Consider the following 15,295-nt stretch of genomic DNA (forward strand, 5'->3'; position numbering starts at 1 on the left):
TGTTGCCACTCCGGTTATTGTAACCTGCATACGGGCAAAAAAAACCACGCCCGGCATAACCGGGCGTGGTAAATAGCACTCACCTTATAAATTAACGACCTGAGATCGGCGGTACGAACACCACGCCCATGTCCCACGGTTGTTCAATCCAGGTATCCTGCGGAATATCAACGACATAATCGTCAACCAGCGGGCGACCTGCCGGTTTAGCGAAAATGGTAACGAAGTGGGCTTTTGGGTACATTTCGCGAATGGCCACGGCGGTACCGCCGGTATCGACCAGGTCGTCGATAACGATGAAGCCTTCACCATCACCTTCAGCGCGTTTCAGTACGGTCAGCTCGCGCTGGTTATCGTGGTCGTAGCTGGAAATGCAAACGGTATCAACATGACGAATACCCAGTTCACGCGCCAGTAATGCGCCCGGCACCAGACCGCCGCGGCTCACGGCAATAATGCCTTTCCATTGTTCAGATGGCATCAGACGATTGGCCAGTTTGCGGGCGTGAATCTGCAACATGTCCCAGGTGACGACGTATTTTTCGCTCATGTGAAGTGTCCCAGCCTGTGTTATACGGCTTAAATGATGTTCGAGGGGGAAAATGGTTGCGCGAGATTATAGAGATCTGACGCACTAAAAACCAGTGTTAAGCGGCTATCGCGGTGCTTTTTGCGTTGTTTACACTACCAGTCGGCGCGGAAAGTGGTATTCTCAACCCCACTGCGCAAGCCTGCGCCTGTTGTATTTTTATTGCTAACCCTCGACCTGTAAAAGACTTTTGCAGGCGATCGTAAGGAGACTCATCGTGTCTGAATTGTCTCAATTATCCCCGCAACCGCTGTGGGATATTTTTGCCAAAATCTGCTCCATTCCCCATCCGTCCTATCACGAAGAACAACTCGCTGAACACATCATGGGCTGGGCGAAAGAAAAAGGCTTACACGCAGAACGCGATCAGGTTGGCAACATTCTGATTCGTAAAGCCGCGACTGCCGGTATGGAAAACCGTAAACCGGTTGTTCTGCAGGCGCACCTTGATATGGTCCCGCAAAAAAACAACGATACCGTTCACGACTTCACCAAAGATCCTATTCAGCCGTACATCGATGGCGAGTGGGTCAAAGCCCGTGGCACCACGCTGGGCGCGGATAACGGCATCGGTATGGCGTCTGCGCTGGCGGTGCTGGCCGATGACAGCGTTGTACACGGTCCGCTGGAAGTGCTGCTGACCATGACTGAAGAAGCCGGCATGGACGGCGCCTTTGGTCTTCAGGCTAACTGGCTACAGGCCGATATCCTGATCAATACCGACTCTGAAGAAGAGGGCGAAATCTATATGGGTTGCGCCGGCGGTATCGACTTTACCTCCAACCTGGCCCTGACCCGTGAAGCCGTTCCGGCAGGTTTCCAGAGCTTTAAGCTGACCTTAAAAGGCCTGAAAGGCGGCCACTCCGGTGGCGAAATTCACGTCGGACTCGGCAATGCCAACAAACTGCTGGCCCGCTTCCTGGCAGGTCATGCGCAAGAACTTGACCTGCGTCTGGTGGATTTCAACGGTGGCACCCTGCGCAACGCTATTCCGCGTGAAGCCTTCGCAACCGTCGCCGTTGCGGCCGACAACGTTGAGGCTCTGAAAGCGCTGGTCAATACCTATCAGGACATCCTGAAAAACGAACTGGCGGCGAAAGAGAAAAATCTGGTGCTGGTGCTGGACGCCGTCGCCAACGACAAAGCGGCCCTGACGGCGCAATCCCGTGACGGTTTTGTCCGTCTGCTCAACGCCACGCCAAACGGCGTGATTCGTAATTCAGACGTGGCAAAAGGCGTCGTCGAGACATCCCTGAACGTCGGTGTCGTGACCATGACCGACAACAATGTTGAGATCCACTGCCTGATTCGCTCGCTGATCGACAGCGGTAAAGACTATGTGGTCAGCATGCTGGATTCTCTGGGCAAACTGGCGGGGGCGAAAACCCAGGCTAAGGGCGCCTACCCAGGCTGGCAGCCTGATGCCAACTCGCCGGTGATGCATCTGGTGCGTGAAACCTATCAGCGTCTGTTCAACAAGACGCCGAACATCCAGATTATTCACGCCGGTCTGGAATGCGGCCTGTTCAAGAAACCGTACCCGGAAATGGATATGGTCTCCATCGGGCCAACCATTACCGGCCCGCACTCCCCGGATGAGCAGGTTCATATCGAAAGCGTGGGCCAGTACTGGACGCTGCTGACTGAACTGCTGAAAGCGATTCCGGCTAAGTAAGCCACTGCGGTAAAAAGCAGTCCGGATAGCGGCGCAAGCCTTATCCGGGCTGCCTCACCTTCTCCAAACGATAATTAATAAACGTCTCTCCGCGCACCGCTACCCGCTGCTCCGCCACCACCCTGAAACCATGTCGTTCAAAACACGGTTTTGCCGTGATGCTCGCATCAACCGTCAGAGTACCGTGCGGTACCTGCACAAATAGCGTCTTGAGTAGCGCGGTGGCGATACCCCGGCGGCTATACTCCGGTGCGACAAACAGCAAGTCGATATAGCAGTCCACGACGGTAATAAACCCCGCAGGCCGCTGGTCAATGATGGCAACCCACACCTGGGAGTGGGCCATTTTGTGCCGCCAGCGAGCCTCATCCACCTGCGCCCACGCGGCTATCTGCCGGGGTGAATAATCGTGGCTGGCGGTCTCCTGCACCGCTCGCAGAAAGAGTGAGCACAGCGCAGAAAAGTCATCGTCCTGATAGCGTCTTATCTTCAGCATTGTTATAACCCCAGTACCAGCTGCCGTTCCAGTTGGGGATCGAGCAGCGTCACGTGCAACCCTACCAGCCGCACTCCACGGCCGCCTCGTCGCTCATGCCAGGCTTTGTAGGCGGTAGAGATCAAATCCTCTTTATTCAGGCGCGGCCAGACGTGCTCCTGAGTGGTCAGCTGAAAATCATTGAATTTCAACTTAACTCCCTGACGGGCAATCAGCAGATCCGGTTTGACCTTCACCAGCCGTCGCTCCAGCTCCTGATAGAGGTTTTCGATGATGGCCTCACAGTCGGGCCACTCATGAATATCCTCCACCAGCGTCCGTTCAACGCCAACTGATTTACGCTGTCGGGTGTTGTTGATCTCTCGCTCATCAATTCCCTGGCTACGTTCCCACAGGATACGCCCAAATTTGCCAAAGCGGCGAAGCAGCATTGCCAGGTCGCTTTTCTGGACATCTTCGCAGGTGCGCAGCCCCATGCCTTCCAGCTTTGCGGCTGAGACCTTCCCTACCCCGGGGATCTTCGCCAGCGGCAGCGTTTTAACAAACTCTGCGACCTGGTGCGGCGCAATCACAAACTGGCCGTTGGGTTTATTCATATCGGAGGCAATTTTCGCCAGAAATTTGACCGGTGCAATACCGGCGGAAGCGGTCAGCTGGAGTTCGTGATAAATAGTCTGGCGAATCTCTTCGGCCATTAGCGTGGCAGAGCCCTGACAGTGAACGCTATCGCTGACGTCCAGATACGCTTCATCCAAAGACAGCGGTTCAATCAGCGAGGTATAGCGAGAGAAGATTTCCCGGATGTGAGACGAGGCCTCCTTGTAGGCCTCAAAGCGGCCAGGCAACAGAGTCAGATGTGGGCAAAGTTTGAGGGCCATGGCAGTCGGCATTGCGCTCCGTACGCCAAATTTGCGCGCAGGATAGTTGGCCGTGCTGATTACCCCGCGCTGCACCCGGCTACCGCCAATGGCGATGGGGATATCACGCAGCGCCGGATTGTCACGCATCTCGACCGCCGCAAAGAAGCAGTCCATATCGACATGAATGATTTTGCGCATATTCAGCCCTCAATAATTACTGGTTAAGTATACAGTAAAATATCAAGCAATGAGAAGTGCGAGGATTTGGCGTCGAGGAATGTTGCCCGGCGGCGCTACGCTTGCCGGGCCTACAGAAATAACAAGTTCAGAGGATCCGATTTTGCTGGCGCTGCGCCTCGCGAGCCATGCGCTTTTTACGCGCATCGCACGGCTCAGGACAATCGCAAACCTTCTCCAGCCCTAGCGCAGCAATTCCGCCGCAGCTGCCCTGAATGCTTTTACGCTTTATCAGATATCCCAGAGACATTCCCAGAATAACCAGCGCGAAAATGACAAAGGTTGCTACAAACACCGTCAACATCATCACCCCCCAAAGTCATCCAGCATGATGTTGTCATCCTCGACCCCAAGATCTTTCAGCATCTTGATCACCGCCGCATTCATCACCGGCGGCCCGCACATATAGAACTCACAGTCCTCCGGCGCCGGGTGATCGCGCAGGTAGTTTTCATACAGCACGTTGTGAATAAAGCCGGTGTAACCGTTCCAGTTATCTTCCGGCAGCGGATCGGAAAGCGCCACGTGGAAGGTAAAGTTCGGATTTTCACGGGCCAGCAGCTCGAACTCGTCGTCATAGAACATTTCACGCAGCGAACGTGCGCCGTACCAGAAGCTGATTTTGCGCGTGCTGTGCAGGCGCTTAAGCTGATCGAAAATATGCGAACGCATAGGCGCCATACCGGCACCGCCGCCGATAAAGACCATCTCTGCATCGGTATCTTTAGCAAAGAACTCACCAAACGGCCCGGAAATGGTCACCTTATCCCCGGCTTTCAGCGACCAGATATAGGAAGACATGATCCCCGGCGGAGCGTCCGGCACTTTCGGCGGCGGCGTCGCGATGCGCACGTTGAGCATGATAATGCCCTTCTCATCCGGATAGTTAGCCATCGAATAGGCGCGCAGCGTCGGCTCTTTAACGTCGGAAACGTAGCGGAACAGGTTAAACTTATCCCAGTCAGCGCGGTATTCGTCCGGTACGTCGAAATCAGCATAGGCAACTTTGTGCGACGGGCACTCGATCTGAATATAGCCCCCCGCGCGGAACGGGACGGCTTCGCCATCCGGCACGCGGAGCTTTAGCTCTTTAATGAAGGTGGCTTTGTTATCGTTGGAGATAACTTCACACTCCCATTTTTTCACTCCGAAGATCTCTTCCGGCAGCGCGATCTTCATATTTTGTTTCACCGCAACCTGACAGGCCAGCCGGCAGCCCTCTTTCGCCTCACGTTTGGTGATATGGGAAAGTTCGGTCGGCAGAATATCTCCACCACCTTCTTTCACCGTCACCCGGCACTGGCCGCAGGAACCGCCGCCGCCACAGGCTGAGGAGATAAAGATCCCGTTGCTGGACAGTGTATTCAGCAGCTTGTCCCCCGCCGGCGTGCGGATCTGTTTATCCGCTTCATTATTGATTTCAATGATCACATCGCCGGCGTTGACCAGCTTTGAGCGCGCTGCCAGGATCAGGCCAGACAGCACCAGCACGATCAGCGTGAACATGACGACGCCAAGAATAATTTCCATACTTTCCGCCCTTATAGCTGCACACCGGAGAATGACATAAAGCCCAGCGCCATCAGACCCGTGGTAATAAAGGTGATCCCTAACCCGCGCAGACCCGCGGGCACATTTGCGTATTTCATTTTTTCGCGGATGCCCGCCATTGCCACAATCGCCAGCATCCAGCCGATGCCGGATCCGAAGCCATACACGATGGATTCAGGGAAGTTGTAGTCGCGCTGCACCATAAAGGAGACGCCGCCGAAAATCGCACAGTTCACAGCGATCAGCGGCAGGAAGATCCCTAGTGCGTTGTAGAGCGACGGAAAATATTTATCGAGGATCATCTCCAGAATCTGTACCAGCGCGGCAATCACCCCGATGAAGGTGATAAAGTTCAGGAAACTTAAATCGACGCCTTCCACCAGCGCCCCGTCACGCAGTACGAGGTTGTAAATCAGGTTGTTCACCGGCACGGAAATGCCGAGTACCACCGTCACCGCCACGCCAAGACCAAACGCCGTGGAAACTTTCTTCGACACCGCAAGGAAGGTACACATGCCGAGGAAGAAGGCCAGCGCCATGTTTTCAACAAACACCGCGCGGACAAAAAGACTGATGTAATGAGCCATAATCGGTTACTCCTTCTCCTGCTGTTCCGGCTTCCAGCTACGCAGCGCCCAGATCAGCAGACCGATAATGAAAAATGCGCTCGGCGCGAGCAGGAACAGGCCGTTTGGCTGATACCAGCCGCCGTTCTGTACGGTTTGCAGCACGGTGATGCCAAACAGTTTGCCACTGCCAATAAGCTCACGCAGGAAACCAACAATCATCAGGATCGCGCCATAGCCCAGCCCGTTGCCAATACCGTCCATAAAGCTGGCCATCGGCGGCGACTTCATGGCGTACGCTTCCGCGCGGCCCATCACGATACAGTTAGTGATGATAAGCCCGACGAATACCGACAGCTGTTTGGAAACTTCATAGGCATAGGCGCGCAGCAGCTGATCGACCACGATCACCAGTGAGGCGATAATCGCCATCTGCACGATAATGCGCACGCTGTTGGGGATATGGTGACGGATCATCGAGATAAACATGCTGGAAAACGCCGTCACCAGGGTGACGGCAATGGTCATCACGAATGCGGTTTCCAGTTTGGTGGTCACCGCCAGCGCCGAACAAACGCCCAGTACCTGCAAAGCAATAGGGTTGTTGCTGATCAACGGCCCGACCAGCACGCGTTTCACTTCTTTCATCTCATCGAGCTCAGCCATTGTTCAGACCTCCTTCACGAATTTGCTTGAGGAACGGACCAAAGCCCTGCTCCCCCATCCAGAAATCAAAACTGTGCTGTACGCCGTTGGATGTCAGCGTTGCGCCGGAAAGCCCGTCAACCGCGTATTCATCCCCCTGACGTGCGCCGCCCTTCACGACTTTCAACCCTGGCATGCCGTTATCATCGAGCACTTTTTTGCCAATGAACTGATTACGCCAGGCGGGGTTTTCCACTTCGCCCCCCAGGCCCGGCGTTTCGCCCTGATCGTAGTAAGTGATGCCCTTCACGGTGCGGCCATCGGTATCGAGCGCCACAAAGGCGTACATCATCGACCACAGACCGTTGCCGTAAATTGGCAGCACCACTTCCTGAACTTTTTTCTGCTCGTCTTTCACGAGGTAGATTTCCACCACCTTAGTGCGACGCTTGATGCCCGCGGGATCCTGACTGGCTTCCAGCACGACACTTTGCGCAGGATCTTTCAGCGCCAGCCCCTGATTGAAGGATGCCGGATCTTTTTCCAGCAGTTCGCCGCTTTGCAAATCCAGCAGACGTGGCGAGATGCGTTCGGCAAACACCGAGGCCACGTCTTCCTGCTTCATATCCGGCTGCATCAGCCCGGCGACGGAGAGAATGTTACGCTGTTTATCGAGCGCTTTTTGCTCCTGCTGGCGCGACTTCAGCCCAACGGCAGACCCGGCAACCACGATGGAGCAGACCAGGCAAAGCACCAGCACCACCAGCAACGTTTTGCCGATGCTATCGTTACTTTTTTTCTCAGCCACGTGACTTCCTCCGTTTGATATTGGCCTGCACCACCAGGTAATCAAACAGTGGCGCAAAGAGGTTGGCAAACAGAATGGCCAGCATCATCCCTTCCGGATAGGCCGGGTTCACCACGCGGATCAGCACACACATCGCACCAATCAGCACACCGTAGGCCCACTTTCCTTTATCAGTGAACGACGCCGATACCGGATCCGTCGCCATAAACATCATGCCGAAGGCGAAACCGCCAAGCACCAGGTGCCAGTACCACGGCATGGCAAACATCGGGTTAGTCGTCGAGCCGATAAAATTGAACAACGTCGCCGTCGCAATCATGCCAATCATCACCCCGGCGACAATGCGCCAGGAAGCAATTCGGCCAAAAAGAATAATCGCGCCGCCAATCAGGATCATCAGCGTCGAAACCTCGCCGATAGAACCCGGAATATTGCCCAGGAAGGCATCCATCCAGCTGACCGGCTGGCCGCTGGTGACATTCACCAACGCTTCACCGCCGCCGCTCGCCCATTGGGACAGCGGCGTCGCGCCGGAGAAACCATCCGCAGCGGTCCACACCAGATCGCCGGAAATTTGCGCCGGGTAGGCAAAGAACAGGAATGCGCGTCCGGCCAGCGCCGGGTTGAGGAAGTTACGCCCGGTACCACCAAAAATCTCTTTCGCGATAACCACACCAAAGCTGATCCCCAGCGCCGCCTGCCACAACGGCAGCGTAGGCGGAACAATCAGCGCGAACAGAATAGAGGTGACGAAGAAACCTTCGTTGATTTCGTGTTTGCGCACGATGGAAAACAACACTTCCCAGAAGCCGCCAACGATAAACACCGTCATGTATATCGGCAGAAAATAGACCGCCCCGAGCGTCATCATGCTGAGCCAGCCCGCATCGGCGCTGAAGCTCACCCCCAGCCACTGGGCGAGGCTGTAGTGCCAGTCCCCGGCGATAACCTGCTGCAGCTGTTCCGCACCGTAGAGCTTATGCAGCGCCGGTATGGTTTGCAGACCGACGTTATACATCCCCCAGAACATGGCCGGGAACACCGCCAGCCAGACCAGAATCATCATTCGCTTGAGGTCGATGGCGTCACGGACGTGAGCCGCCCCGCGCGTCACCATACCCGGCGTATAGAAAATGGTCGCCGCCGCCTCATACAAGGGGTAGTACTTTTCCAGCTTGCCGCCGTGGGTGAAATGCGGCTCGATTTTTTCCAGCAGATTTTTCAAACCCATCATTTATCCTTCCTGCTCAATGCGGGTTAAGACCTCACGCAGCACCGGGCCGTATTCATATTTTGCCGGGCAGACGTAGGTGCAGAGTGCTAAATCTTCTTCATCCAGCTCAAGGCAGCCCAGCGCCTGCGCGCTGTCGGTGTCCCCCGCCAGCAGATCCCGCAACAGGTGCGTCGGCAGAATATCCAGCGGCATCACGCGTTCGTAGTTACCAATTGGCACCATCGCACGCTCCCCGCCGTGGGTATCGGTTGAGAAGTTAAACAGCTTGTGCTTGAAGAAATGGCCTAACGTGGTGCGGGTAATCGAGTATTTGTCTTTTCCCGGCATCACCCAGCCGAACAGTTCTTTCTCACGCCCTTCTTTGACCACGCTGACCTGCAGATGGAACCGCCCCAGGAAGGCACGCGGCCCTTGCGCGTGGGTGCCGCTGAGAACCGAGCCGGAAATCACACGATTTTCACCGTCCTGCAGCTCACCGGCCAGCAGTTCATCAAGACTGGCGCCACAGCAGGTTTGGATCAGCCGCGGCTCTTTGACCTGCGGGCCACCGAGCGCAATCACGCGCTCACAGTAGAGTTCCCCGTCGAGGAACAGCCGACCAATGGCGATAACATCCTGGTAGTTAAGATGCCAGACCTGTTTCTTCAGGCTGACAGGCTCCAGGAAATGGATATGGGTACCCGCCAGCCCGGCCGGATGCGGCCCGGAGAACTGGTTAAACGTCACCTGCCCCGACGGGTGACCGCCAAGCTTGCCGCCGCTGGCCTGGCAAACGTGAACTTTGCCATCCGTCAGGCTCGTGAGCACGGTAAGCCCTGCGTCAAAGGCCTCGCGGCGGGCCAGGATGATCGGTTGAGGATCCGCAGCGAGGGGATTGGTATCGATAGCGGTCACAAAAATCGCCGCCGGTACGCTACCCGGAACCGGTGTTTTACTGAATGGACGAGTGCGAAACGCTGTCCACTGACCGGAAGCCAGCAGCTGCTGCTGGACGGTTTCTCGTGACAATCCAGCCAAATCACCTGGCGCATAGCAAGGGAATGAGACGGCCTCATCGCCGTCCACATTGATAACAACGGATTGCAGAACCCGACGTTCGCCGCGATGGATGGCGCCGATCACTCCGGCAGCAGGTGCAGTAAAGCAGACGCCGGGGTTCTTTTTGTCTTCAAAGAGGATCTGCCCTTTTTGTACCCGGTCGCCTTCACGGACCGCCATTGAGGGACGCATACCGACGTATTCTTCGCCCAACAGCGCGACGTGTTTGACTGCAACCTGAGAAGTGTTCTGCTGTGATGGCATGCCAGCTATGGGCAAATTCAGCCCTTTCGTGATTTTAATCATATCGTTAGCAGGTATCCGTAACCTAAACCTCGATATCAGACCGAGGCCAGCAACATTGATGGGAAATCAGAGAAAAGGAAAAGCGTAGTCCTGGCGATTCACAAGACGGGAGAGAAGCATCCTTTCTTACCCTGATCGTTAAGCGCCGCAAGTGTAACATTTCGTGAGCAGCGTCAGTAGATAAACCACGATTAACTACCTATAAAATGAGATCTATTGCGCAAAGTTCTGACTGCACTTTGACGCGGGATTCGCTATAAAGGACAACTAAATTGTAAACGCGGTAAGGCCGCGCTTGCGAAAAACTGCCGTGATGCTAATGTGAGCGCTCTAAATCCAGAAAAGTCTGATTTCGGGTATCTCTTGCCGTCCTGGCAATGTGGTTTTTGATTTATCAAGGAACAAGCAGTATGCGCAAAATCGCATTATTTATTGCGATGCTTCTGTTGCCGTGCGTTTCATTTGCTGGGTTACTCAGCAATAGCGGCTCGACGACGCCGGTTAGCAAAGAATATAAGCAACAATTAATGGGTTCTCCGGTTTACATTGAGATCTTCAAAGAAGAGCGCACGCTCGATCTCTACGTCAAAATGGGCGAAACCTATCAGCTTCTCGACAGCTACAAGATCTGTAACTATTCCGGCGGTCTTGGGCCGAAGCAGCGTCAGGGTGATTTCAAGAGTCCGGAAGGGTTTTATAATGTGACGCGCAATCAGCTCAAGCCTGATAGTCGTTTCTATAAAGCCATTAATATCGGCTTTCCGAATGCCTACGACCGCGCACATGGTTATGAAGGTAAATACCTGATGATTCACGGTGCCTGCGTCTCTATCGGCTGTTACGCGATGACCGATAACGGCATTGATGAGATTTTCCAGTTTGTGACCGGCGCGTTAGTGTTCGGTCAGTCCAGCGTGCAGGTCAGCATATATCCTTTCCGCATGACCAATGCCAACATGGAACGTCACAAATACTCGTACTACGCGGATTTCTGGAAACAGCTGAAGCCAGGCTACGACTATTTCCAACAAACCCACAAGCCACCGGTTATCTCAGTGGCCGATGGCCGATATATGGTCAGTAAGCCGCTTAGCCATGAAGTTCTCCAGCCGCAACTGGCATCAAACTACACGGTCCCCGAGGCAAAATAATGCCCACTCACCTGGCATGATTTTATGCCAGGTCTCATTGCCGGTCAGCGGCTGAGTGGCAATAACGGTGACCACATCATTTGGTGTGGTCTCCCGTTGAAAATCGATTTCTACATCCTGATCCAGTAACGTTGCCACGCCAAACGGCGCCCGCCGCGTTATCCAGTACAAATTTGTCGAGCAAAACGCCATCACGTAACGCCCATCCGACAACAGCATATTGAAAACGCCTTTTTCCCGCAGTGTCCCCGCCCGCTCAGCGATAAACCTGAAGACTTCGACCATGTCATCCGGCGTACCTGAATAGCGCTCGGTCAGGCAGTGCAGCAGCCAGCAAAAGGCCTTTTCGCTGTCGGTCTGGCCGACTGGCTGAAGATTTCCCGTTTCCAGAGATTCATAATTCTCTAGCTGGCCGTTATGCGCATAGGTCCAGTTACGTCCCCACAGTTCGCGGGTAAAGGGATGGGTGTTTTCCAGTGCCACAATACCGCGGTTAGCCTGGCGAATATGGGCGATGACCGAGCACGATTTGATGGGATAGTCCTGTACCAGTTTCGCGATGGGCGACTGGAAACTGGGCTGCGGATCTTTGAATGTGCGACAGCCTTTACCTTCGTAAAAGGTAATGCCCCAGCCATCTTTATGCGGGCCGGTTCCGCCACCGCGCTGCACCAGCCCGGTAAAGCTAAAGCAAATATCTGTTGGCACATTCGCGCTCATCCCGAGCAATTCGCACATACATCACCTCTTCGCACTTTCAGGCAGTGCCGGGTGGCGCGAAGCTTACCCGGCCTACAACTCAGCCCGCAGGTCGGGCAAACACCGTGCCGCCCGACACAATGTCATCAGGCCTTAACCATCTCTTTTTCGATCAGCATAATCAGAATATGAATCACTTTAATGTGAATTTCCTGAATACGATCGGCATAACCAAAATGCGGCACGCGAATTTCAACATCGGCGGAGCCGGCCATTTTGCCACCGTCTTTACCGGTCAGCGTAATCACCTTCATTCCCTGCGCGCGAGCCGCTTCAATCGCCTTGATGACGTTGCCGGAGTTACCGGAAGTGGAGATACCCAGTAACACATCGCCGGCACGACCCACGGACTCGACGTAGCGGGAAAAAACGTACTCATAGCCAAAATCGTTACTGACGCAGGACAGATGGCTGACGTCTGAAATCGCAATCGCCGGATAGCCAGGGCGATTCTCACGATAGCGCCCGGTCAGTTCTTCCGCAAAGTGCATCGCATCGCAGTGGGAACCGCCGTTACCGCAGGAAAGGACTTTACCGCCAGCCTTAAAGCTATCTGCCAGCAGCACCGCGGCACGCTGAATCGCGTGAATATTAGCGTCGTCCTGCAGAAAGTTAGCCAGCGTTTCCGCCGCTTCGTTCAGTTCGTTACGAATAAGATCCTGGTACATGAGGATAATCCTTCAGTATTGGTGGAATAACCCTGGCAGTGTACCGGATAGGTGCCGAAGCGAGAAGAAGCAGCCGACGTTATCCAGCGCGGTTTTGATTTTACGTGCCGCATTTACGAACAACAATGTGAGCAAGGTTGTAATTATTTTGTAAACACATTGCTAAAGCCGATAACATCCACTACAACCATATCATCACAAGTGGTCAGACCTCCTACAAGACAGGGAGCATTTCTCTATGATGATTTTGAGTATTGTTGCAACCGTTGTTCTACTCGGTGCGCTGTTCTATCACCGAATTAATCTCCTGCTAAGCAGTGCAATTTTGCTCGCCTGGACCGCAGCGCTTAGCGTTGCCGGGCTGTGGAATATCTGGCTGCTGGTGCCGCTGGCGATTATTCTGCTGCCGTTCAACTTCTCGCCGATGCGTAAGTCAATCTTCTCGGCACCGGCATTTCGCGCATTCCGTAAGGTGATGCCGCCGATGTCGCGTACCGAAAAAGAAGCCATCGACGCGGGCACCACCTGGTGGGAAGGCGACCTGTTTCGCGGGACGCCAGACTGGCAAAAGCTGCACAATTACCCGCAGCCACGCCTGACCGCCGAAGAACAAGCGTTCATCGATGGTCCGGTAGAAGAAGCCTGCCGTATGGCGAACGATTTTGAAATCACCCATGAAATGGCCGATCTGCCGCCGGCACTGTGGGCCTACCTGAAAGAGCATCGCTTCTTTGCGATGATCATTAAGAAAGAGTATGGCGGCCTGGAGTTCTCCGCTTACGCTCAGTCTCGCGTGCTGCAAAAATTGTCCGGCGTTTCCGGTATTCTGGCGATTACCGTCGGCGTGCCAAACTCCTTAGGCCCGGGCGAGCTGCTGCAACATTACGGCACTGAAGAGCAGAAAAACCACTACCTGCCGCGTCTGGCGCGTGGCCAGGAAATCCCGTGCTTTGCGCTGACCAGCCCGGAAGCAGGTTCTGATGCCGGGGCCATCCCGGACAGCGGCGTCGTCTGCATGGGTGAATGGCAAGGCGAACAGGTCCTGGGTATGCGCCTGACCTGGAACAAACGCTACATCACCCTCGCACCTATTGCCACCGTACTGGGGCTGGCGTTCAAACTCTCCGATCCTGACCGTCTGTTAGGCGGTGACGAAGAGCTGGGTATCACCTGTGCCCTGATCCCGACCAGCACCCCGGGCGTCGAAATTGGCCGTCGCCACTTCCCGCTGAACGTGCCGTTCCAGAATGGCCCGACCCAGGGTAAAGATATCTTCGTTCCGATCGATTACATCATCGGCGGCCCGAGTATGGCCGGACAAGGCTGGCGTATGCTGGTTGAATGTCTGTCCGTAGGACGCGGCATCACCCTGCCGTCTAACGCCACCGGCGGACTGAAATCCGTGGCGATGGCGACCGGCGCCTATGCCCATATTCGTCGTCAGTTCAAAATCTCCATCGGTAAAATGGAGGGTATCGAAGAGCCTCTGGCGCGTATTGCCGGTAACGCCTACGTGATGGACGCCGCCGCCTCACTGATTACCTACGGCATTATGCTGGGAGAGAAACCGGCGGTGCTGTCGGCAATCGTGAAGTACCACTGTACCCATCGCGGCCAGCGTTCAATTATTGACGCTATGGATATCACCGGTGGAAAAGGCATTATGCTGGGCGAAGGTAACTTCCTGGCCCGCGCCTATCAGGGGGCGCCCATCGCCATCACCGTGGAAGGGGCTAATATCCTGACCCGCAGTATGATGATCTTCGGTCAAGGGGCGATTCGTTGTCATCCGTACGTGCTCGATGAAATGGCCGCCGCGCAGAATAACGATGTTAACGCTTTCGACAAGCTGCTGTTTAAGCACATCGGCCACGTTGGCAGCAACAAAGTCCGCAGCTTCTGGCTGGGGCTGACCCGCGGGCTGACCAGCAGCACGCCGACCCGAGATGCCACTCGCCGCTATTACCAGCACATGAACCGTCTGAGCGCGAACCTGGCGCTGCTGTCTGATGTCTCCATGGCGGTGCTGGGCGGTAGCCTGAAACGGCGCGAGCGTATCTCCGCCCGTCTCGGCGATGTTCTGAGCCAGCTCTATCTCGCCTCTGCGGTGCTGAAGCGCTATGACGATGAAGGACGCAGTGAAGCTGACCTCCCGCTGGTTCACTGGGGCGTTCAGGATGCGCTGTATCAGGCGGAACAGGCCATTGACGACCTGCTGAAGAACTTCCCGAATCGTTTTGTTGCCGGCGTTATGCGTATCGCCATCTTCCCGACCGGCCGCCATTACAACGCACCGTCCGATAAGTTGGATCATAAAGTGGCGAAAATTCTGCAGGTACCGAGCGCGACGCGCTCCCGCATCGGCCGCGGGCAGTATCTGACCCCGAGTGAACATAACCCGGTTGGTCTGCTGGAAGAGGCCCTGCTCGACGTTATGGCCGCCGACCCGATTCATCAGCGTATTTGCAAAGAGCTGGGCAAAAACCTGCCGTTTACCCGTCTGGATGAGCTGGCCCGCAACGCGCTGGTGAAAGGTTTAATTAATCAGGATGAAGCCGATATTCTGATCCGTGCTGAAACCAGTCGCCTGCGCAGTATTAACGTTGACGATTTCGCCGCAGATGAGCTGGCGACCAAACCGGTAAAGTTACCGGAGAAAGTCCGCAAGGTTGAAGCCGCATAAAACAAAAAGAGTCACCACATCACGACCAG

The 15,295-nt window shown here is 55.1% G+C and carries 15 protein-coding genes; 3 read left to right on the plus strand and 12 right to left on the minus strand.

What is annotated here, in order from left to right:
* Positions 1–91: 91 nt before the first annotated feature.
* The gene (gpt, locus tag ACMYSK_RS14345) at positions 92–550 is read right to left on the minus strand and encodes a xanthine phosphoribosyltransferase (RefSeq protein WP_004858267.1); all 459 of its coding nucleotides are present in this window, start codon (positions 548–550) and stop codon (positions 92–94) included.
* A 256-nt stretch (positions 551–806) separates the two neighbouring features.
* Here gpt and pepD point away from each other — a divergent pair, with 256 nt between their 5' ends.
* The gene (gene pepD / locus ACMYSK_RS14350; protein ID WP_434636256.1) at positions 807–2,264 is read left to right on the plus strand and encodes a cytosol nonspecific dipeptidase; all 1,458 of its coding nucleotides are present in this window, start codon (positions 807–809) and stop codon (positions 2,262–2,264) included.
* 40 nt (positions 2,265–2,304) lie between these two features.
* Here the strand turns inward: pepD and ACMYSK_RS14355 are convergent, their stop codons facing one another.
* The 9 genes from ACMYSK_RS14355 to ACMYSK_RS14395 all read right to left on the minus strand — a co-directional run bounded on the left by ACMYSK_RS14355 (position 2,305) and on the right by ACMYSK_RS14395 (position 10,005).
* A complete protein-coding gene (locus ACMYSK_RS14355) occupies positions 2,305–2,757 on the minus strand; it encodes a GNAT family N-acetyltransferase (RefSeq protein WP_434644118.1) in 453 nt (150 codons plus the stop codon).
* A gap of 5 nt (positions 2,758–2,762) precedes the next feature.
* Positions 2,763–3,818: a DNA polymerase IV gene (gene dinB / locus ACMYSK_RS14360; protein WP_434636258.1), complete on the minus strand. Its 1,056-nt coding sequence runs from the start codon at positions 3,816–3,818 to the stop codon at positions 2,763–2,765.
* A gap of 127 nt (positions 3,819–3,945) precedes the next feature.
* The gene (gene nqrM, locus ACMYSK_RS14365) at positions 3,946–4,161 is read right to left on the minus strand and encodes a (Na+)-NQR maturation NqrM (RefSeq protein WP_434644120.1); all 216 of its coding nucleotides are present in this window, start codon (positions 4,159–4,161) and stop codon (positions 3,946–3,948) included.
* A gap of 2 nt (positions 4,162–4,163) precedes the next feature.
* The gene (gene nqrF / locus ACMYSK_RS14370) at positions 4,164–5,387 is read right to left on the minus strand and encodes an NADH:ubiquinone reductase (Na(+)-transporting) subunit F (protein WP_434636259.1); all 1,224 of its coding nucleotides are present in this window, start codon (positions 5,385–5,387) and stop codon (positions 4,164–4,166) included.
* An 11-nt stretch (positions 5,388–5,398) separates the two neighbouring features.
* Positions 5,399–5,995, minus strand: a complete 597-nt coding sequence (nqrE, locus tag ACMYSK_RS14375) for an NADH:ubiquinone reductase (Na(+)-transporting) subunit E (protein ID WP_110511594.1) — start codon at positions 5,993–5,995, stop codon at positions 5,399–5,401.
* A gap of 6 nt (positions 5,996–6,001) precedes the next feature.
* The gene (locus ACMYSK_RS14380; protein WP_434636262.1) at positions 6,002–6,640 is read right to left on the minus strand and encodes an NADH:ubiquinone reductase (Na(+)-transporting) subunit D; all 639 of its coding nucleotides are present in this window, start codon (positions 6,638–6,640) and stop codon (positions 6,002–6,004) included.
* Positions 6,633–7,427: a Na(+)-translocating NADH-quinone reductase subunit C gene (locus tag ACMYSK_RS14385; RefSeq protein ID WP_434636264.1), complete on the minus strand. Its 795-nt coding sequence runs from the start codon at positions 7,425–7,427 to the stop codon at positions 6,633–6,635. The genes ACMYSK_RS14380 and ACMYSK_RS14385 overlap by 8 nt, the downstream gene beginning before the upstream one ends.
* On the minus strand, positions 7,420–8,658 hold the full coding sequence (locus tag ACMYSK_RS14390) for an NADH:ubiquinone reductase (Na(+)-transporting) subunit B (protein WP_434644123.1): 1,239 nt from the start codon (positions 8,656–8,658) through the stop codon (positions 7,420–7,422). Before ACMYSK_RS14390 ends, ACMYSK_RS14385 begins: the two co-directional genes overlap by 8 nt.
* Before the next feature lie 3 nt (positions 8,659–8,661).
* A complete protein-coding gene (locus tag ACMYSK_RS14395; RefSeq protein WP_434636265.1) occupies positions 8,662–10,005 on the minus strand; it encodes a Na(+)-translocating NADH-quinone reductase subunit A in 1,344 nt (447 codons plus the stop codon).
* Between the two features lie 410 nt (positions 10,006–10,415).
* On the opposite strand from ACMYSK_RS14395, the gene dpaA reads away from it, so the two are divergent.
* Positions 10,416–11,156: a peptidoglycan meso-diaminopimelic acid protein amidase gene (dpaA, locus tag ACMYSK_RS14400; RefSeq protein WP_434636267.1), complete on the plus strand. Its 741-nt coding sequence runs from the start codon at positions 10,416–10,418 to the stop codon at positions 11,154–11,156.
* Here dpaA and ACMYSK_RS14405 read toward each other — a convergent pair.
* The gene (locus ACMYSK_RS14405) at positions 11,127–11,894 is read right to left on the minus strand and encodes a class II glutamine amidotransferase (protein ID WP_434636269.1); all 768 of its coding nucleotides are present in this window, start codon (positions 11,892–11,894) and stop codon (positions 11,127–11,129) included. The two genes, dpaA and ACMYSK_RS14405, sit on opposite strands and share 30 nt — an antisense overlap.
* 107 nt (positions 11,895–12,001) lie before the next feature.
* On the minus strand, positions 12,002–12,583 hold the full coding sequence (lpcA, locus tag ACMYSK_RS14410) for a D-sedoheptulose 7-phosphate isomerase (protein ID WP_112214005.1): 582 nt from the start codon (positions 12,581–12,583) through the stop codon (positions 12,002–12,004).
* 238 nt (positions 12,584–12,821) lie between these two features.
* Here lpcA and fadE point away from each other — a divergent pair, with 238 nt between their 5' ends.
* Positions 12,822–15,266, plus strand: coding sequence for an acyl-CoA dehydrogenase FadE (fadE, locus tag ACMYSK_RS14415; protein WP_434636271.1), 2,445 nt, complete (start codon positions 12,822–12,824; stop codon positions 15,264–15,266).
* Positions 15,267–15,295: the final 29 nt, after the last annotated feature.

The organism is Klebsiella sp. I138, from assembly GCF_051131765.1.
GTDB lineage: Bacteria > Pseudomonadota > Gammaproteobacteria > Enterobacterales > Enterobacteriaceae > Klebsiella.